Here is an 18,213-nt window from a genome sequence, read left to right as displayed (position 1 = left end):
GTCAGCGCATGCGGACCAGGGCGCCGCGGAGGCGTTCCTGGGTGCGGCGGCGGTTTTCGTTTGTCGCGCCCAGGAAGAGCAGGATCACGCCCACCGGGACCAGGACCAACCACGGGCCCACCAGCGTCGTGGCGAAGTGGATCGCCGCGATCGCCGTGGCCGCCGCGCCCACCACCACCGGCGCCTGCTGTTGCAGGCGGGAGCCCACGATCAGCGTCGTCACCGCGCCCAGCAGGAGCAGCAGCTCGCGCAGGTCGCCGGCGTCCGTGGCGATCACGATGCCGATCGTCGGGACGAAGGCCGCCAGCAGAGCCGGCCCGTACGCCGCCCAGCTGCTCAGGTCCGGACGCTGGCGGGCCTCCAGCACGCCCACCAGCAGCGCCAGCGCGGCGAACGGCAGCGTGTATGCCTCCGGCAGGGCCACGTCCGCGATCGCGATGAACAGCCAGATGCCGACGATCTCGAAGCCGACCGCCAGCCAGAACAGGTTGCGGCGCTGGTTCGGGGTGCGGCCCGGGCGGGTCGCCGTCAGGCCGAGCACCGCACCCCACGCCGCCAGCAGGGCCGCCAGGTGCGCCGGGGAGTTGAAGGCCAGCGCGCCCGCGAGCAGTGCTGACGCGTAGCCGCTCCACTCGACTGTGGTTGCCTCGCGGCGGTATTCGGGGAGGCCCAGGCGGGGCAGCAGGGCTTCCAGGACCAGCAGCACCGCGCCCACCGCCAGCACACCGAACGCCGCCCACGGCGGGGTCAGCCCGGCCACCAGGGCGACCGTCAGCACGAACATCTGGCCCATCACCGCGGCGAACAGCCAGCCCAGGATGCGGGCGGACTGGCTGCGGCCGCCGATCGCGCCGATCAGGCCGACGATGATCGCCATGCCCAGGGTGAACAACGTCATCTGGCGCTGGGCGAGGCTGCCCGCCAGGCCGGCCCCGCCGGCCAGCAGGCCGATGACGAAGACGATGTTGCGGGTCGAGCGCAGCAGCCCGGCCCGGGTGGCGAGCGGCGGCGGCGTCAGAGCCAGTCCCAGCATGGAGATGGTGAAGACGATCAGCGCGGCCGTCGTCGACGCGGGCCAGCGGACATCCAGCGCGATCGGGGCGATCAGCAGGGTGATGGCCAGGCCGGGCAGGATCACCGGTACGGCCTCAGCCGGCTTGCCGCCGAAGCCCAGCGCGGCGAGGGCCGCCGCGATCGTCAGCAGCACGGCGGCGAGCACGCTGGTGCCGTCGACGTTGCCGGACACCGGGTTGGCCAGGGCCGCGACCGGTCCGTCCCAGATGGCGCCGAGCTGCTGCAACGGGTCGATCAGGGACGCGCGCAGCGCCGGGGCGATGGAGAACAGCGCCAGGATCGTCGGCAGCGCCGCGACGATCACCGCGCCGGTCGCCGGGTCGACGAGCCAGCGGCCCTTCAAGCCGCTCGGCCGGATCGTGGTCCAGCGGGGGCGCACGTAGCCGCCCTCGCCCCAGTGGCGGTTCGGGGCGACGGTGAGGCCCGGCGCCGGGATCGCCCCGCGCAGCAGCTCAGCGACGACGCCGAGCAGCGCTGCCGCGGCTGCGTACAGGGCCGTGGGGTAGTCGCTGGGGACCGAGGCGAGCGCGGTGATCGTGGCCCCTCCGACCAGGCCGACCGTGGCCCAGGGCAGATACTGCGGGATCCAGCGGCCGGCCATCGCCAGCAAGGCGAGCGCGAGGCTGGAGCCGGCCAGCGCGGCGGTCAGCACCACTTGGGCCGTGTTGCCGTTCTCCGCGGCGACCGCGGCGAGCACACCGGGCGCGGCGAGCAGCGCGGCCGCGGTGCCGGCCCCGCCGATCTGGGCGCGGTGCCGGGGCATGCCGGTGTCGTCGAGGGCGAGGTTGAGCACCTGGTCACCGTCGGCCGTCTCGGCCCACTCGCGGTGCGCGCGTGGCGTCACGTCGGCCCGCGACATCCAGGCGACCAGGATGCCGGTCAGCACGATCAGGCCCAGGGCGATCGCGGTGGACCACGGCCGCACCAGGCCGGCCCCGGCCGCGTGCAGCGCGACCACGGCGGCGACGCCGGCCCGGTCGATCGCGGCGCGCGGGTCCGTGGCGGCGACGGCGGCGATCCCGTACGCCAGAGTGACCGCCCCGCCGATCAGCAGCGGCGACCACCACGGCAGCCCGAAGGCGGCGGGCGCGCCGATCGTGGCCAGGGCGACACAGACCGAGCTCACGTCGTACTTGGCCGGGCGGGGGAGCGCGGCGGACGCGGCCACCGCGGCGATCAGCAGCGCGACCGGAGCCTGCCAGGCACCCTGGGGCGGGGTGGTCGAGTAGGCGGTGATGTCGGAATTCCAGATCGGGCCGGGCGCCGCGATGATGCGCAGGCCGCTGGCCAGGGCCTGCCAGCCGGCGATCGCCACCACGGCCAGGCCGGCGACCGCGACGCCGCGAACCGGGCCGCGACGCCAGTCCTCGGGCAGGGCGCGGACGCCGAACGCCACGATGAGCACCACGAAGGCGGCGACGACGAGCGGGGCCTGCGGGAACGCCAGCGCGGCGACCCGGGCGAGCGCGCCGCAGATGGCCACGGTCGCCGCGGCGGCGGCGATGTCCGGTCCGTCGATCATCCGGTCGGCGCGGCGGCCGTTGTCCAGCGACTTGGCGAAGAACAGCAGGAGCGCGGCGGCCAGCAGCAGCGCGCCGACCCAGATGTCGGGGGCGGTGGCCCCGGGCGACAGCAGGGCGGCCAGGGCCATGGCGACCGCGCCCGCGCCGGCGCCGACGGTCAGCGGCAGGCTGATCTCACGGCGGGCGACCTGGAAGACGGCGGCGTAGGTCAGCGTGCCGGCCACGGCGAGGAAACCCAGGGCCAGCGCGGGCACGGTGACGCTCTCGGTGGGCGGCGGACCGCCACCGGGGTCGCGGGTGGCGAGCACGGCAGTGACCACGGCACCCGGGATGGCCAGGGCGGCCGCCCCGGAGGCCCAGTCACCGACGAGCCAGGCGTACAGGCGTACCGGAATCTGCCGGGCCGCGACCGCGACCATCACGCCCGCGCCGGCCAGCGCGGTCAGCACCGCGGCCGTGAGCCACGACGCGCTCAGCGCGGCGGCCGCACCGAACAGGCCCACGACCCCGGCCGCCGCGATGTGCGCGATGGCGACCCGGCGGGTCGGCGCCAGCAGACCGGCCCCGCCGAGCCCGATGGCGGCCAGCACCAGCGGCCAGGGGGCCTCCGACCAGGGCAGACTCAGGGAGGCGGGCACGGCCAGGGCGGTCAGCGCGACGCCGGCCACGGCCCCTTCGTGCCGGTATTCCGTCGGCAGGGCGAGGGCGGCGGCGATGGTCAGCAGCAGGGCGCTGAACGCGAGCAGCCAGCCGGACTGGCCCGCGGCGTCGGCCAACCGGTCCGCGTAGGCGGCGGTGTCCGCGTTCCACACCGGGCGGGCGGCCTGCACCGGCGCGATCGCCGCGCGCAACGCGTCCACGGCGACGAACAGGCCGATGAGCGTGAGAGCGGCGGCCGAGGCGTACTGCGGGCCGCGGCGGACCTCGTCGGGCACCATCCGGACCACGGCGCCGGTGATCGCCACGGCGGCCGCGGCGATCGCCAGGGTCCAGGCCGGGGAGGCCACGGCGGCGATCCGGGCGCAGGCCGCGATCACCGCGAGGGCGAGCACGCCGCCGGCGATGTTGCGGGCCAGGAGCTGACCGACGAGCTGGGCGGCGGCCGACACCGTCACGGCGGCCAGGATCAGGATCAGCCCGGACCGGACCGCGTCGGGCACGGCGTCCGCGCTGAGCAGGGCGGCCCCCGCGTACAGCAGAGCCCCCGCCGCCGCGACGCAGAGCAGGCCGAAGGTCAGGCCGCGCAGCCAGCCCGCCGAGGGCGGGGTGGCGGGCGGCGCGAGCGGGACAGAGCCGGCGGGCGCGGCACCGGCCGGGCGCGGACCGGGGAAGATCCGGGTCGGCAGCCACTTCCAGCGGCGCCGGCCGCTCAGCCCGTCGATGATCAGGTCGGGCTCTTCCGGCAGCGACTCCGGGCGCACCGGGGCGCCCGCCTCGTAAGAAGCCGGATCGGCCGGGTCGGCGTCGCGACCGGCGAAGTCAGCCGCGCCGATGTCGCGCGCGTCGGCCTCGGCCAGGCTCTCCCGGTCGGCGGCGACCGGGCGGCCGATCGGCCAGCGCGGCAGCAGCCGGCCCTCGCGGATCACCGTGGTGAGCAGCAGCAGGTCGACCAGCGCGACCGCGCTGAGCGCCATCGCCCAGCCGGCCGGGCTCTCGATCACCGGATAGGCCAGCAGCGGCGGCACCGGCTGCACCGCCACGACGGTCGCGTAGCGCGGTGCTGCCAGACGGGTCATCCCCGCGTAGACGAAGGAGGCGACCGCGGTGATGAGCAGGGTCACCCCGAGGAAGACCGGGGCCGGCACCGCGGTGCCGCCGAGCGCACTGCTGCCGTGCAGCGCGAACAGGGTCATCGGCAGCAGCACCAGGCCGACCGCCGCCAGGGTCTCGGCGGTGGACGTGAGGCCGCGGCGCGAGACACCCGGGGCGACGCCCAGCGCGATGACGGTGAAGACGGCCAGGATGATGGCGCGGCCGACCGCGTTGGTGGCCGCACCCGCGAAGACGATGGCGGCGATGCCGAGCACCAGCGCGCTGAGCGCGAGCAGGATGTTCTGCACCGACTGCGAGGAAGTCTCGGGCGCGTGGCCGTGCGGCGGCTCCGGCTCGGGCGGCAGCGGGGCGACCCGGCGGCGGCGTGGCGGCGGGGGCGGCGCCGGTGTCTCGGTCGGCGGCGGGTCGTCGACCAGCGTGGTCACGCCGTCCGTGGCCGCGCCGGGCGGCCCCGTGTACGGAGTGCCGGGCTCGGCCCAGGACGGTGGCCCGTCGGTCACCGGGCGGCGGCGCACCTTGCGAGCGGGCTTCGCGGCGCGCTTCTTCTGCTGGTTGGCGTGGGCGAGGATGTCGCGCTGGAACTGCGCCGCCTGGATCTTGCTGGCGATCTGCGTGCGTTCCTTGGCGGCGGCCATGTCACGGATCTTGAGATCCGCGATCGAGGCCTCGATGCGGGCGAGCTCCTCGTCGTAGCCGTCCGGCTCCTTAGCCTGCGCCACCGGCACCTCCTCGACCCGTCCACCGAAGCAACCGACACCTCATTAGAACAGTCTCAGGCAGGTCGAGATCAATGGAAACGGCCGCGAACCCGACAGGTTCGCGGCCGTCGGCCGATTTCGGTCCCGCTCAACCTCGGTTTTTGCCGGGGTTTTCCGCCGCGGGTCGGCTCAGAGGCCCGGTGCGGGCCGTCCCATGCCCCGGTACGCCCAGCCCGCGCGGGCCCAGAGCACCGCGTCCAGGCAGTTCCGGCCGTCGATGACCCGCTTGCCGGCGACCAGCTCGCCGAGCACGTGCGGGTCGGCGTTGCGGAACTCGGCCCACTCCGTGAGAACGCAGACCAGCTCGGCCCCGGCCACCGCGTCGGCCATCGAGCTCTCGTAGGTGAGGGCCGGCTGGGCCAGGCGCGCGTTCTCCATGCCCTGCGGGTCGTAGACGCGCACGTCGGCGCCCGCCTTGGCCAGCGCGGCCGCCACGGCCAGCGACGGCGCGTCGCGTACGTCGTCGGAGTTGGGCTTGAAGGCGGCACCGAGCACGGCGATCCGGGTGCCGGACAGGTCGGGGCCGGCCGGCCCGGAACGGCGGTCGAGCAGCTCGGCGGCGAGCTGGAGCACCTTGCTGCGGCGGCGCAGGTTGATCAGGTCGACCTCGTGCAGGAAGCGTAGGGCCTCGCCGGCCCCGAGCTCCTGGGCGCGGGCCTGGAACGCGCGGATGTCCTTGGGCAGGCAGCCGCCGCCGAAGCCGACGCCGGCCTGCAGGAAGCGGTTGCCGATGCGGGGGTCGTAGCCGATGGCCCGGGCGAGCTGGGTGACGTCTCCGCCGGCGACCTCGCAGACCTCGGCCATCGCGTTGATGAAGCTGATCTTGGTGGCCAGGAACGCGTTCGCGGCCACCTTGACCAGCTCGGCGGTGGCGAAGTCGGTGACCACCAGGGGTACCTCGCGGTCCTCGGTGGCGGCCAGGTCGAAGACGCCCTTGTGGGCGGCGTACAGCATGCCGTTGGCCCAGTCGGACTTGACGCCGACGACGATGCGGTTGGGGCGCAGCACGTCCTCGACCGCGAACCCCTCCTGCAGGAACTCCGGTGACCAGGCCACCTCGATGCCCAGCTCCGGGTCGGTGTGCTTGGCGACGAGCTGCTCGATCCACTCGGCGGTGCCGACCGGGACCGTGGACTTGCCGACGATCAGCACCCGGCGGGTCAGGTGCCGGGCCAGATTGGTCACCGACGTCTCGACGTACGACAGGTCGGCGCCCATGCCGTCACCGCGCTGCGGGGTGCCGACGCAGATGAAGTGCACGTCGGCGAAGGCGGCGACCTCCTCGTACGAGGTGGTGAAGCTGAGCCGGCCCGAGGCCAGGTTGGTGCGCAGCAGCTCGTCGAGGCCGGCCTCGTGGAACGGCACCTGCCCGGCGGCGAGCTTGGCGATCTTGGCCTCGTCGACGTCGAAACCGAGGACCTCGTAGCCGAGCTCGGCGAAACAGATGGCGTACGTCGCGCCGAGGTACCCGGTGCCGAGGAAGGCCAGCCGGGGGCGGGCTGCGCCGGAGGACGGCTCGACCTCGGCGAACGCGGGCACGGCCGGGTGGGTCGGGTACGGGATGGTCACGGGGGGAAACTCCACTCACATGGGGCACGGGAGGGGGACCCGCGCCGAAACGTGGCATTCACCTTCTCATGGCACCGCTACCACGATCAGCGCGCCGTCCGGAAGGATAGTGCGCATACCCTACGCGTCGGTAACATAGGCCGGAGCCGCAGAGGAGAGGGCCACAACCATGCCTGATTTCGACGTATACCAGCTGCCGGAGGACCACGAGACCATCCGCGCGGCCGTCCGCGAGGTCTGCGACGCCCGGGTGGCGCCCAACGCGGCCGAGGCGGACGAGAGCGGCGAGTTCCCGAAGGCCTCGTACGAAGCGCTGCGATCGTCGGACTTCCACGCCCCGCACATCCCGGTCGAATACGGCGGCGCCGGCGCGGACGCCCTGGCCACCGCGATCGTGATCGAGGAGGTCGCCCGGGCCTGCGCCAGCTCGTCACTGATCCCGGCGGTCAACAAGCTCGGCACGATGCCGCTGATCCTGGCCGGCTCGGCGGCGCTGAAGGAGCGCTACCTGACCCCGGTGGCGGCGGGCGAGGCCATGTTCTCGTACTGCCTGTCGGAGCCGGAAGCGGGCAGCGACGCGGCCTCCATGTCGACCCGCGCGGTCCGCGACGGCGACTACTGGGTCCTCAACGGCGTGAAGCGCTGGATCACCAACGCCGGCGTCTCGGAGTACTACACGGTCTTCGCGGTCACCGACGCGAGCGCGCGGTCCCGCGGCATCTCGGCGTTCGTGGTGGAGAAGTCCGACGAGGGCGTCAGCTTCGGCGCCCCGGAGAAGAAACTCGGCATCAAGGGCAGCCCGACCCGCGAGGTCTACTTCGACAACGTGCGGATCCCGCTGGACCGGATGATCGGCGACGAGGGCACCGGCTTCGCGACGGCGATGAAGACCCTGGACCACACCCGCGTGACGATCGCGGCCCAGGCGGTGGGCATCGCCCAGGGGGCGCTGGACTTCGCCAAGGGGTACGTGAAGGAGCGCAAGCAGTTCGGCAAGGCGGTGGCCGACTTCCAGGGCATCCAGTTCATGCTGGCCGACATGGGCATGAAGCTGGAGGCGGCGCGCCAGCTGACGTACGTGGCAGCGGGCAAGAGCGAACGCGGCGACGCGGACCTGACCTACTTCGGCGCGGCGGCTAAATGCTTCGCCTCGGACGCGGCGATGGAGATCACCACGGACGCGGTCCAGCTCCTCGGCGGGTACGGCTACACGCGCGACTACCCGGTGGAACGCATGATGCGCGACGCCAAGATCACCCAGATCTACGAGGGCACGAACCAGGTCCAGCGCATCGTCATGGCGCGGCAGCTCCTCAAGGACTGAAACTGCGTTCCCGGGCGGCCCTTACTTACATTTCCTGGCGGAAGTGTAAGTAAGGGGCCGGTTCACGCGCCTTCGGCCGGTGGGCGCTGGGCCGGCAGCGTCAGGGGCCGGGTGTCGTCCGCGGCCTCGTCGGCCGGGCGTTCCAAGCTGGTCACCGTCGTGACCGGGCGGTCCGCGTCGGCCCGGGTGGTCGCCTCGCCGGGCTGCTCGGCCACCGCCGTCAGCCGCGTTGTCGGGTCCTCGCCCGGATCGGGACGCTCAGCCGCCACGATCGACGTGTTGTCGCGGGTCCGCTGGCCGGCCGAGGCAACCGGCGTCGCCACCGTGACGGGCTCCGCGGCGGCCGGGAAGCTCAGCAGCTGGGTGCGGTCGCCCGGCGGTTCCACCGTGCCGGTCCGGATCACCTGCGTCCGTTCGCCGCGGTCGGTCGTGTCCGGCGCCGGGCCGTTCGCCTTGGGCAGGGTCAGCAGCTGCGTCTTCTCGTCCCCGTCGTCGCCGGCCGGCAACGTCAGCAGGGTCGTCTTGTCCTCCGCCGCCTCGCCGACGGTGAGATCGCGAGTGGTCGGCTCCTGCGCCGAAATGGCACTGGTCGGAGCCTCGGGCCCGGAAATGGTCGCAGTGGCATCCTCACTGGCCGCGACGTCCGCAGTAGCGTCCTCTCCGGTCGTGACGTCCGCAGTAGCGTCCTCTCCGGCCGCGACGTCCGCAGTAGCGTCCTCCCCGGTCGTGACGTCCGCAGTAGCGTCCTCCCCGGCCGCGACGTCGGCAGTAGCTTCCTCACGGCCCGACGTCACGGTCTCCGTCGGCTCGTCACCAGCTCGCGCCACGGCTTCGGTGTGCTCTTCGCCGGCCGGCGCAACGATCTGGGTCGGCTCCTCCCGAACAGGCTGCGGACCGAGCCGCATAACCGTCGTCTTCTCATCCCCATCCGCCGCCGGGGAGGCGGCCGCCAGAGGCCCGGCTGCCAGAGGCCCGGCCGCCGGAGGCCCGGCCGCCGGAGACCCGGACCCGCCCGGCAACGTCACGGTCGGCTGGGCCACAGTCGTCTGCCCATTGCCGATCACCTGCGTAGCGTCAGCCGACGGCCCCCCGAAGCCCGGCACGAACTCCGCCCCCGCCCGCTGCTGCGGGATCACCGCCGTCCGCTCCGAAGCAATCGGCGTCCCCGCCACCGCCGCCGCCCCGCGCGCCCGCCCGATCGTTCCCACGAACAGGATCTCCGGCGGCTCGAACCCGCGCCACCGCCGCGCGCTCAACGCCGTCCCCAGCAGCGGCACCGCCAGCAGCACCGCCAGGCCGTAACCCGGCGTGCTCAGGTTGAAGCCGTCCGAGGCCACATTCTCCGGCCACACCCCGGCATACGACGCCGGGGCGATCCGGGCCCAGGCGCCCACGCCGAGGAAGGCCAGGCCGGCCAGGAGCGGTCCGAGCGGGGAGATCGGGGAGAAGAGCAGGATCGCGTACGCCGTCCCGGCCAGCACGAGCAGCAGCACGCCCGACAGCGATTCGATGCCGCCGTTGTCGCGGGCCCGGCCGGTCAGGTCCTGGTCGAAGCCGACACCGCAGAGGATCCAGACCGCGGGGGCGAGGACGAGGGCATACAGGATGGATCTCAGATGGCGCACGTCCGGACCGTACCGGTCAGCGGCAACGGTGCGGAAGTAACGTGTCGGCCATGAGCGAGCAACCCGCGGGCCGGCCGACCTCGCACTCGCGGGTCACCCTCAGCCGGATCATGAACGCTACCGACGTCAACCTGTACGGGACGGTGCACGGTGGCGTGCTGATGAAGTTCGTCGACGACGTGGCCGGTGCGGCGGCCGCTCGGCACAGCGGCGGTACGGCCGTCACCGCCGCCATCGACGAGATCATCTTCGTCGAGCCGGTGCGGGTCGGTGATCTCGTCCACGCGTACGCGCAGGTGAACTGGACCGGGAGCACCTCGATGGAGGTCGGGGTGAAGCTGACCGGGGAGCGCTGGGACACCGCCGGCGGGGAGCCGCTCACCGTGGCCACCGCGTACCTGGTCTTCGTGGCCGTGGATGTCTCGGGTCATCCCCGGGCCGTGCCCCCGGTGCTGCCGGAGTCGCCGGAGGACGAGCGCCGCTTCCGGGAGGCGATCATCCGCCGCGAGCACCGCCTGGCCCGCCGCAAGGCGATCCAGGACGCCCGCACGACACCGGCTGAATGATGGTTAAGGTGGGCGCATGACGACGGGCACAGTGCTGTGGACCCCGCCGGCGGACGTCCTCGAGACATCCCGGATGGGCCGGTTCCTGACCTGGCTGCGCGCCGAGCGCGGGGTCGAGGCGGCCGACTATGCCGAGCTGTGGCAGTGGTCGGTCACCGATCTCGCCGGCTTCTGGCGGGCGGTCTGGGACTACTTCGACGTCATCGCGCACACCGGGCCGACCGCCACGCTGCCCGACGCGAGCATGCCGGGCGCGCGCTGGTTCCCCGGCGCCACGCTCAACTACGCCGAGCACGTGCTGCGGATGCCCGGGCTGGCCGACGACGATCCGGTCGTCCTCGCGTACTCCCAGACCCGGGAGCCCGTCACCCTCACCGCCCAGCAGCTGCGCGACCAGGTCCGGCGGGTCGCGGCCGGGCTGCGCCGGCTCGGCGTCGGCCCGGGCGACCGGGTCGCGGCCTACGCGCCGAACATCCCGGAGACGTACGTCCTGATGCTGGCGACCGCCAGCCTCGGCGCGGTCTTCTCCTCGTGCGCGCCGGAGTTCGGCTCGCGCAGCGTCATCGACCGGTGGACCCAGATCGAGCCGAAGGTGCTGGTCGCCGTCGACGGCTACCGCTACGGCGACAAGCCGGTGGACCGCCGCGCCGAGGTCGCCGAGATCCGCGCCGCACTGCCCAGCGTCGAGCACTTCATCGGCATCGGCTATCTGCACGGCGGCGGGGACTGGGCCGGGCTGGACGGCGACGACCCGCTGACCTTCGCCGCGGTCCCGTTCGACCACCCGCTCTACGTCCTCTACTCCTCCGGCACCACCGGCCTGCCCAAGCCGATCGTGCACGGCCACGGCGGCATCCTGCTCGAGCACCTCAAGATGCTGGCCCTGCACCACGACCTCGGCCCCGGCGACCGGTTCTTCTGGTTCACCACCACCGGCTGGATGATGTGGAACTTCCTCGTCTCCGGCCCGGCGGTGGGCGCGGCGATCGTGCTGTTCGACGGCAACCCGGGCCACCCCGACCTGGGCGCGCTGTGGCGGCTCGCCGCCGAGCAGGGCATCACCTACTTCGGTACGTCCGCACCGTTCCTGATGGCGTGCCGCAAGGCCGGCGTCGTCCCGCCGCCGACGGCGATCCGGGGAGTGGGTTCGACCGGTGCACCGCTGCCGGCCGAGGGATTCCACTGGGTGTACGAGGCGCTGGGCGACCGCCCCCAGCTCCAGTCGCTGTCCGGCGGCACCGACGTGTGCACCGGCTTCGTCGGTGGCACCCCGCTGCTGCCGGTGATCGAGGGCGTCATCTCCTGCCGGGCGCTCGGTGCGCGGGTGGAGGCGTACGACGCCGACGGCAAGCCGGTGCTCGGGCAGCTCGGTGAGCTGGTGGTGACCGCGCCGATGCCGAGCATGCCGGTGGGCTTCTGGAACGACCCGGACGGGCGGCGCTACTTCGAGGCGTACTTCGACGTCTACCCGGGCGTGTGGCGCCACGGCGACTGGATCACCATCGCCGAGGACGGCACCTGCGTGATCACCGGCCGGTCCGACGCCACGCTGAACCGCGGCGGGGTGCGGCTGGGCACCGCCGAGTTCTACACAGTGGTGGAGAACGTGCCCGGCATCGTCGACTCGGTCGTCGTGCACCTCGACGCCGACGGCCAGGACGAACTGCTGCTGTTCGTGGTGCTGACCGAGGGCCTGGAGCTCGGCGACGAGCTGCGCGGCCGGATCCGCGGCGAGCTGCGGGCGGCACTGTCGCCCCGGCACGTCCCCGACGAGATCCATCAGGTACGCGCGGTGCCGCGCACGCTGTCGGCGAAGAAGCTGGAGGTCCCGGTGAAACGCATCCTCACCGGCACCCCGGCCGACCGGGCCGCCGCCACGGGCGCCCTGGTCAACCCGGAGTCGCTGACCGCCTTCGAGCGGCTGGCGGCCTCACGTCAGCAGGAGCGTGACCTTCTCTGACTGCGCCCGGGCCTCGACCTTCGCGGGGTCCAGGTTGCCGCACAGCACGATGCTGGCCCCGGCGATGAGCGGCGCCAGCAGCCAGTCGGCCGGGTCGGGATAGGCGCGGGCGTCGACCAGCACCCGGTCGCCGGGCTTGATGCCCAGCTCGGCGGCGCGCTCGGTGGCGGTGCGGCAGACCGAGAGATGGCTCTCCTCGATCGGGCCGGCCAGCGCGCGGTCGTTCGCGCCGACCGGGGCCGACGCGACGAACCGGTCGCCGAAGCCGCGGACCTCGACGGTGTAGTCGATGAAGCCGGGCGGGACCTGGCGCAGCGGGGCGGCCAGCGGGAGCAGGCCGGTCGCGTACCGGTCGCCGGTGGACCAGGCCGCCGCGATCTCCACGTGCCCGGGTGTGGTGAAGAGCACCTCCACCGGCTGCGGGTCCGGGCCCAGGTCGGCGGCGAGCCCGGCCGCCCACCCGCCGAGCAGCACCGCGGCCGTCTGCCAATGCGGCGGCAGCAGGACGGCCACCGAGTCGCCCGAGCCCAGGCCGACGCCGTCCACCAGCAGGTTGGCCGTCTTGGCGACCCAGTTGTCCATCGTCGCGCCGGACAGCTCGGTGCGGTCCCCGCTCGCGTCGTCGTACCAGGTCAGCAGGGGAGTGGTGGGGTCGCGGCGCACGGCCGCCGCGAGGGCCGCCGGAATCGTGTCAATCATCGGTGCTGACGATAGTCCGTTGACGGTGGGTGACCATTTGATCTCGGCTCGGCGCGGCCGTGCGACGGACACGCGAACGTCGGAAGTCCGGCGGTGTCGCGGTCGACACGAGACCCATCGAGCGGCGTACCCTTGCCAGTGGTCTGGCCCACAGCCCCCGAGGAGTTGCCACGTGACCGCCGGTCGTCCGCCCCGAGTCCTCGTCGACGCCACGAGCGTCCCCGCCGACCGGGGTGGTGTCGGCAGATACGTCGACGGCCTCCTGGGTGCTCTTGCCACCATCGGCCCGGAGCGGGTGGACCTGGCCGTCGTGGCCCAGCGTTCGGATGCGGAGCGTTACTCCCGGATGCTCACCGGCGCCGAGGTCATCGCCGGCCCGTCCGCCGTCGCGCACCGCCCGGCCCGGCTGGCCTGGGAGCAGACCGGTCTGCCGCTGCTGGCCCAGCAGGTCGGGGCCAAGGTGCTGCACTCACCCTTCTACACGTGTCCACTGCGGGCCGGTTGCCCGGTCACGGTGACTGTGCACGACGCGACGTTCTTCACCGAACCGGAGCATTACGACAACACCAAGCGGACGTTCTTCCGCAGCGCCATCAAGACCTCGCTGCGCCGGGCCGCCCGGGTCATCGTGCCCAGCAAGGCGACCCGTGACGAGCTGATCCGGCTGCTCGACGCCGACCCCACGCACATCGACGTGGCGTACCACGGCGTCGACCACACCGCGTTCCACGCGCCGACCGAGGAGGAGAAGGCCCGGGTCCGCGCCCGCCTCGGCCTCACCGACGCCGGCTACGTCGCCTTCCTCGGGGCCAAGGAGCCCCGCAAGAACGTGCCCAACCTGATCCGCGGCTGGGCCCGCGCGGTCGCCGACTGGCCGCACCCGCCGGCGCTGGTCATCGCCGGTGGCCAGGGCCACGACGACGACATCGACCGGGCGGTGGCCGAGGTGCCGTCGCACCTGCGCCTGCTGCGCCCCGGCTATCTGCGGTACGCGGACCTGCCGGGCTTCCTCGGCGGCGCGCTGGTGGCCTGCTACCCGTCCTTCGGCGAGGGTTTCGGTCTGCCCATCCTCGAGGCGATGGCCTGCGCCACGCCGGTGCTCACCACGCCGCGGCTGTCCCTGCCGGAGGTCGGCGGCGACGCGGTGGCGTACACGACCGAGGACCCGGACCGGATCGCCGAGGACCTCGCCGACCTGCTGCACGACGAGCCCCGCCGGCTCACCCTGGCCAAGGCGGGCTTCGACCGGGCCAAGGAATTCAACTGGTCGACCAGCGCCGAGGTGCACGTCGCGACCTGGAACAGGGTGGCGGCGTGACACTTGGCGCCCAACGGTAACCTGCGCTCGTTACACTCCGTGCGCATGAGTGAGAACCAGGGCGCCCTGTACGCCGTCATTCCCGCAGGTGGCAGTGGTACTCGTCTATGGCCGCTCTCGCGGGCCGGTCACCCCAAGTTCCTGCACCCGCTGACCGGTACGGACGCCTCGCTGCTCCAGGCGACCGTCGAGCGGCTGGCCCCGCTGGCCGCCCCGGACAAGGTGCTGGTGGTGACCGGCGTCGCGCACGCGGCCGAGGTGTCCCGCCAGCTCGTCGCGGTCCCGGTCGAGAACATCATCGTCGAGCCGTCCCCCCGTGACTCCTGTGCCGCCATCGCCCTCGCGGCAGCCGTGATCGCCCGCCGCGAGCCGGAGGCCCTGATGGGCTCGTTCGCCGCCGACCACCTCATCGCGGACGGCCCCCGCTTCATCGAGGTGATCGAGCAGGCGATGGCCGGGGCCCGGCAGGGACTGCTGATGACCCTCGGCATCACCCCGACACGCCCGGAGACCGGCTACGGCTATGTGCAGTGCGGCGGCCCGGTCGGCGAGGGTTCGGTGCTGGCGGTCGAGGAGTTCAAGGAGAAGCCCTCGTACGACGTGGCCGAGAGCTACGTGAAGTCCGGCAACTACCTGTGGAACGCGGGCATGTTCGTCTGGCGGGTCGACGTCTTCCTGGCCGAGCTGGCCCGTCAGCAGCCGCAGCTGCACGCCGGCATCGCCCGGATCGCCCAGGCCTGGGACTCGCCGTCCCGCGAGGAGGTCCTGGGCGAGGCCTGGCCGACCCTGCCCCGCATCTCGGTGGACTACGCGGTGATGGAAGGCGCGGCCGCGGTCGGCCGGGTCGGCACGGTCCCGGGCGACTTCGGCTGGAACGACGTCGGCGACTTCCACACCCTCGGCGAGGTGCTGGCGGCGGACAACGCGGGCAACGTGGTCGTCGGCCAGGACGTGTCGGGTCAGCAGTCGGTGCTGCTGCGCGAGACCGAGAACCTGGTCGTGGTCCCGAACTCGGGCCGGCTGGTGGCCGCGCTGGGCGTCCGCGACCTGATCATCGTGGACACTCCCGACGCGGTCCTGGTCTGCCCGCGCGACCGCGCCCAGGAAGTGAAGTCCCTGGTCGACGACCTGCGCAACAAGGGCGAACTGCACTACATCTAGCCCGTCCGCGGTGCCGCCCCGGGCGGCCGTATCGGCGTGGCCGCCCGCGGTCGGCTAGCTGCTCGGCGTGAGCCGGCCGAACGCCGGCGCGAGCTGCTGGACCACGCCGTCGGCCAGGGGCGTGGGCAGGTTGTCGGCGGTGAACCAGGCCAGATCGGCCGACTCGTCGCTGATCTGTTCGACCGCGCCGGGCGGGCAGACGGCGACGAAGCGCACGTCGTGGTGATGGGTCGGCCCGGCCGGCTCGCCGGTGGCCGGCGCGCACGTCACCGGGTGGATGTCGACGTCGATCGGGTCCGGGTCCAGCCGCAGGCCGGCGAGGCCGGACTCCTCGGTCGCCTCCCGCAGCGCGGCCTCCGCCAGCGTGCCGTCGGTGGCCTCGCAGTGGCCGCCGACCTGCATCCACATGCCGAGGCGCCCGTGCAGGCAGAGCAGCACGCGGCGCTGCTCGTCGACGATGAGCACGCTGGCGGTGACATGGCCCGGCCGGTACGCGCGGGTCATCGCGACCGGGCCGGCGGCCAGCAGCTCCAGGGTGCGCTTGCGCGCGAGGTCGGCCGCCTCGGAGGTGGCGTCCCAGCGGCCGAGCGTCTCGACGGCATTGTCGAACAGGGTCAAGGCATCATCCTTCTCAAGGTCGGGCAATCGGCCGGCGATCGGCTTTCATGCGGCCGGCGATCGGCGATCGGCGATCGGCTGTCGTGCGGTCGGCGATCGGCCTGCGTCCGGCGGGCGATCGGCTTTCGCGTGGCCGGCGATCGGCCTGCCGCGCCGGCGAGGCGCGCCGGCCGGGTGGTCGGGGCGAGGGGCAGGCTGGTCACGCTCGGGAGACTGTGAGGACGGCGGTGGTGGCGTCGTAGGTGACGGTCGACGACAGGGCTTCCGCGGACAGCGCCGCCCGCAGCCGATGGACGTCGGCGCCGAAGCGCATCAGGCCGGCCGCCGTCACGTCCGGGGGAGAACAGCGCAGCACTCCCGCCGACGTCGTCTCCACGGCCGTGCCCTCGGCGAGCGATTCCGCCACAGTGCTCAGCGCGCGGCTGATCGCCGCCTCGTCAGCTGCCCGGGGGACCTCGGCAGCCGGGCGGTCCGGGAGGGTCGCCGCGGCGCGCAGGCCGGCTGCCTGGGCTTCCGCCGTACCCAGGGAGAACATGTCGCTGGCCGCGTCGCGCAGCAGAGCGACCGCGCCGGCACCCTCGTCCGCCCCCGCTCCGGGGTAACCGCGCACCACCGCGACCGGCACCTGGTCGCACTTGCCCTTGACCAGCTCGCCCGCCCCGGCCAGCTCGTCGATCACGGCCATCTGCGTGAGCTGCAACTCGTTGCCGTACGGGTCGATCTCGCCCCGGTGGTCGCGGAACGCCTCGATGCCGGCCGCACCCAGCGCGACGTCCGTCAGGCCGTTGCGCCAGGCCCGGCCCATCGTGTCCGACACGATCACGCCGACCCGCAGGCCGCGTTCGAGCAGGGCGTCGCGCAGAGCGCGGGCCGAGGCGTCCGGGTCCGCCGGCAGCAGCACCAGGTGGGTCTTGTCGACGTTGGACGCGTCGATGCCGGCCGCCGCCATCACGAAGCCGTGGTGGGTCTGCACGATCGCCGTCGGCCCGCGGCGGGCCACCACCCGGCGGGTCTCGGCCATCAGGGCCCGCTCCCGGGCCTCCTCGCGCTCCGGGCCGTCGGCCGGGACCTCGACCAGCCGGCCCTCCGCCTTCGACACGATCTTGCTGGTCACCACCAGGACGTCACCGTCGCGCAGCCAGGGCGCGTTGGTGGTGATCAGCGCGGCCAGGTCGTCGCCGGCCGTCACGTCGCCGATGCCGCGCACCGGCAGCACTTCGAGACCGTCCATCAGGCGACCCCCGCCAGCTCCAGGGCCGCGGCGACCATCGTCGCCGTCCTGTCCTCGTCGGTCATCCACAGCGGCACCGCCCGGGTCGTCACGCCCGGGATCGTGGTGCCCTCGTCGGTCGTGTCGACCAGCCAGCCGTCGAGCAGGCCGTTGTCGGTGCGGCCGGCATACAGGCCGCCGACCCCGGCCGCGCTGACCTCGACGCCGAGCGTCGCCAGGCAGCGGTCGGCCATCCCGCGCACCGGCGCGCCGCCGATGATCGGCGAAACCCCGACGACCGGCGCCGGGCCGTCCAGCACGGCCTCCTTGAGCAGCGGTACGGCGAGAACGGGCGCGATGCTGACCACCGGGTTGCTGGGCGCCACCAGTACGACGTCCGCGTTGCCGATCGCCTCCAGCACCCCGGCCGCCGGTTTCGCCGCCTCCGCCCCCACGAAGACGAAACGGTGCGTCGGCACGTCGCCGCGGTAGCGCACCCACCACTCCTGGAAGTGGATGGCTTTGCGCTCGCCCTCGACCTCCACGACCACGTGGGTCTCCAGCCGGTCGTCGGTGGCCGGGAGCATGGTGATGCCCGGCTGCCAGCGCTCGCACAGGGCCGCGGTCACCGCCGACAGGGGATAGCCCGCGTTCAGCATCGTCGTGCGTACGAGATGGGTGGCCGTGTCCTTGTCGCCCAGGCCGAACCAGGTCGGCTCGGCGGCGTATCTGGCCAGCTCCTCCTTGACCACCCAGGTCTCCCCGACGCGGCCCCAGCCGCGTTCGGGGTCGGCTGCGCCGCCCAGCGTGTACATCACGCTGTCCAGGTCGGGACAGATCTGCAGGCCGTGCATGCGCACGTCGTCACCGACGTTCACGACCGCCGTGACGTCGGCACCGATCTTCCGCGCGTGGGCGCGCACACCCACCAGGAACCGGGCGCCGCCGATCCCCCCGGTCAGGACCACGATCCGCATCCGACCATCCTTGCGCACCCCGGCCGGATCTGCGGCCCACGGGGCGCGGGTGTGATGT

At 73.4% G+C, this 18,213-nt stretch carries 12 protein-coding genes; 5 read left to right on the top strand and 7 right to left on the bottom strand.

The features are described from left to right. Nucleotide 1 precedes the first annotated feature (1 nt). Together AB0C12_RS39540 and AB0C12_RS39535 are read right to left on the bottom strand one after the other, a co-directional pair. Nucleotides 2-5,089 carry a hypothetical protein gene (locus AB0C12_RS39540; protein WP_360555856.1) on the bottom strand — a complete coding sequence of 1,696 codons (5,088 nt, stop codon included), beginning with the start codon at nucleotides 5,087-5,089 and terminating at the stop codon, nucleotides 2-4. A 168-nt stretch (nucleotides 5,090-5,257) separates the two neighbouring features. Beyond that, on the bottom strand, nucleotides 5,258-6,697 hold the full coding sequence (locus AB0C12_RS39535; RefSeq protein ID WP_360555854.1) for a UDP-glucose/GDP-mannose dehydrogenase family protein: 1,440 nt from the start codon (nucleotides 6,695-6,697) through the stop codon (nucleotides 5,258-5,260). A 169-nt stretch (nucleotides 6,698-6,866) separates the two neighbouring features. Here AB0C12_RS39535 and AB0C12_RS39530 point away from each other — a divergent pair, with 169 nt between their 5' ends. Then, nucleotides 6,867-8,021, top strand: coding sequence for an acyl-CoA dehydrogenase family protein (locus tag AB0C12_RS39530; RefSeq protein WP_360555852.1), 1,155 nt, complete (start codon nucleotides 6,867-6,869; stop codon nucleotides 8,019-8,021). A 62-nt stretch (nucleotides 8,022-8,083) separates the two neighbouring features. On the opposite strand, the gene AB0C12_RS39525 is transcribed toward AB0C12_RS39530, so the two are convergent. Beyond that, the gene (locus tag AB0C12_RS39525; RefSeq protein ID WP_360555851.1) at nucleotides 8,084-9,646 is read right to left on the bottom strand and encodes a hypothetical protein; all 1,563 of its coding nucleotides are present in this window, start codon (nucleotides 9,644-9,646) and stop codon (nucleotides 8,084-8,086) included. 50 nt (nucleotides 9,647-9,696) lie between these two features. Here AB0C12_RS39525 and AB0C12_RS39520 point away from each other — a divergent pair, with 50 nt between their 5' ends. Beyond that, on the top strand, nucleotides 9,697-10,212 hold the full coding sequence (locus AB0C12_RS39520) for an acyl-CoA thioesterase (RefSeq protein ID WP_360555849.1): 516 nt from the start codon (nucleotides 9,697-9,699) through the stop codon (nucleotides 10,210-10,212). 16 nt (nucleotides 10,213-10,228) lie between these two features. Then, nucleotides 10,229-12,172: an acetoacetate--CoA ligase gene (locus tag AB0C12_RS39515; protein WP_360555847.1), complete on the top strand. Its 1,944-nt coding sequence runs from the start codon at nucleotides 10,229-10,231 to the stop codon at nucleotides 12,170-12,172. Here AB0C12_RS39515 and AB0C12_RS39510 read toward each other — a convergent pair. Then, nucleotides 12,143-12,871 (bottom strand): TIGR03089 family protein, encoded by a 729-nt coding sequence (locus tag AB0C12_RS39510; RefSeq protein WP_360555845.1) that lies wholly within the window; start codon nucleotides 12,869-12,871, stop codon nucleotides 12,143-12,145. The two genes, AB0C12_RS39515 and AB0C12_RS39510, sit on opposite strands and share 30 nt — an antisense overlap. Before the next feature lie 172 nt (nucleotides 12,872-13,043). Here AB0C12_RS39510 and AB0C12_RS39505 point away from each other — a divergent pair, with 172 nt between their 5' ends. Further along, a complete protein-coding gene (locus AB0C12_RS39505) occupies nucleotides 13,044-14,189 on the top strand; it encodes a glycosyltransferase family 1 protein (protein WP_360555843.1) in 1,146 nt (381 codons plus the stop codon). 45 nt (nucleotides 14,190-14,234) lie between these two features. Then, a complete protein-coding gene (locus AB0C12_RS39500; RefSeq protein WP_360555841.1) occupies nucleotides 14,235-15,350 on the top strand; it encodes a sugar phosphate nucleotidyltransferase in 1,116 nt (371 codons plus the stop codon). Nucleotides 15,351-15,404: 54 nt separating this feature from the next. Here AB0C12_RS39500 and AB0C12_RS39495 read toward each other — a convergent pair whose 3' ends face one another. From AB0C12_RS39495 to cofD, 3 genes are all read right to left on the bottom strand, one after another. Continuing rightward, nucleotides 15,405-15,968 (bottom strand): NUDIX hydrolase, encoded by a 564-nt coding sequence (locus tag AB0C12_RS39495; protein WP_360555840.1) that lies wholly within the window; start codon nucleotides 15,966-15,968, stop codon nucleotides 15,405-15,407. 199 nt (nucleotides 15,969-16,167) lie between these two features. Next, nucleotides 16,168-17,199 carry a coenzyme F420-0:L-glutamate ligase gene (locus AB0C12_RS39490; protein ID WP_360555839.1) on the bottom strand — a complete coding sequence of 344 codons (1,032 nt, stop codon included), beginning with the start codon at nucleotides 17,197-17,199 and terminating at the stop codon, nucleotides 16,168-16,170. Then, on the bottom strand, nucleotides 17,199-18,155 hold the full coding sequence (cofD, locus tag AB0C12_RS39485) for a 2-phospho-L-lactate transferase (protein WP_360555837.1): 957 nt from the start codon (nucleotides 18,153-18,155) through the stop codon (nucleotides 17,199-17,201). The genes AB0C12_RS39490 and cofD overlap by 1 nt, the downstream gene beginning before the upstream one ends. Nucleotides 18,156-18,213: the final 58 nt, after the last annotated feature.

The organism is Actinoplanes sp. NPDC048967, from assembly GCF_040649415.1.
In the GTDB taxonomy this organism is placed as follows: Bacteria; Actinomycetota; Actinomycetes; order Mycobacteriales; family Micromonosporaceae; genus Actinoplanes.
The sequence above is the reverse complement of the archived record's forward strand: the minus strand, read 5'-3'. Positions and strand labels throughout refer to the sequence as shown.

Coding starts and splice junctions, on each gene's coding strand:
- AB0C12_RS39530 (WP_360555852.1), top strand. CDS start 6,867: ATGCCTGATTTCGACGTATACCAGCTGCCGGAGGACCACGAGACCATC.
- AB0C12_RS39515 (WP_360555847.1), top strand. CDS start 10,229: ATGACGACGGGCACAGTGCTGTGGACCCCGCCGGCGGACGTCCTCGAG.
- AB0C12_RS39520 (WP_360555849.1), top strand. CDS start 9,697: ATGAGCGAGCAACCCGCGGGCCGGCCGACCTCGCACTCGCGGGTCACC.
- AB0C12_RS39500 (WP_360555841.1), top strand. CDS start 14,235: ATGAGTGAGAACCAGGGCGCCCTGTACGCCGTCATTCCCGCAGGTGGC.
- AB0C12_RS39510 (WP_360555845.1), bottom strand. CDS start 12,871: ATGATTGACACGATTCCGGCGGCCCTCGCGGCGGCCGTGCGCCGCGAC.
- cofD (WP_360555837.1), bottom strand. CDS start 18,155: ATGCGGATCGTGGTCCTGACCGGGGGGATCGGCGGCGCCCGGTTCCTG.
- AB0C12_RS39490 (WP_360555839.1), bottom strand. CDS start 17,199: ATGGACGGTCTCGAAGTGCTGCCGGTGCGCGGCATCGGCGACGTGACG.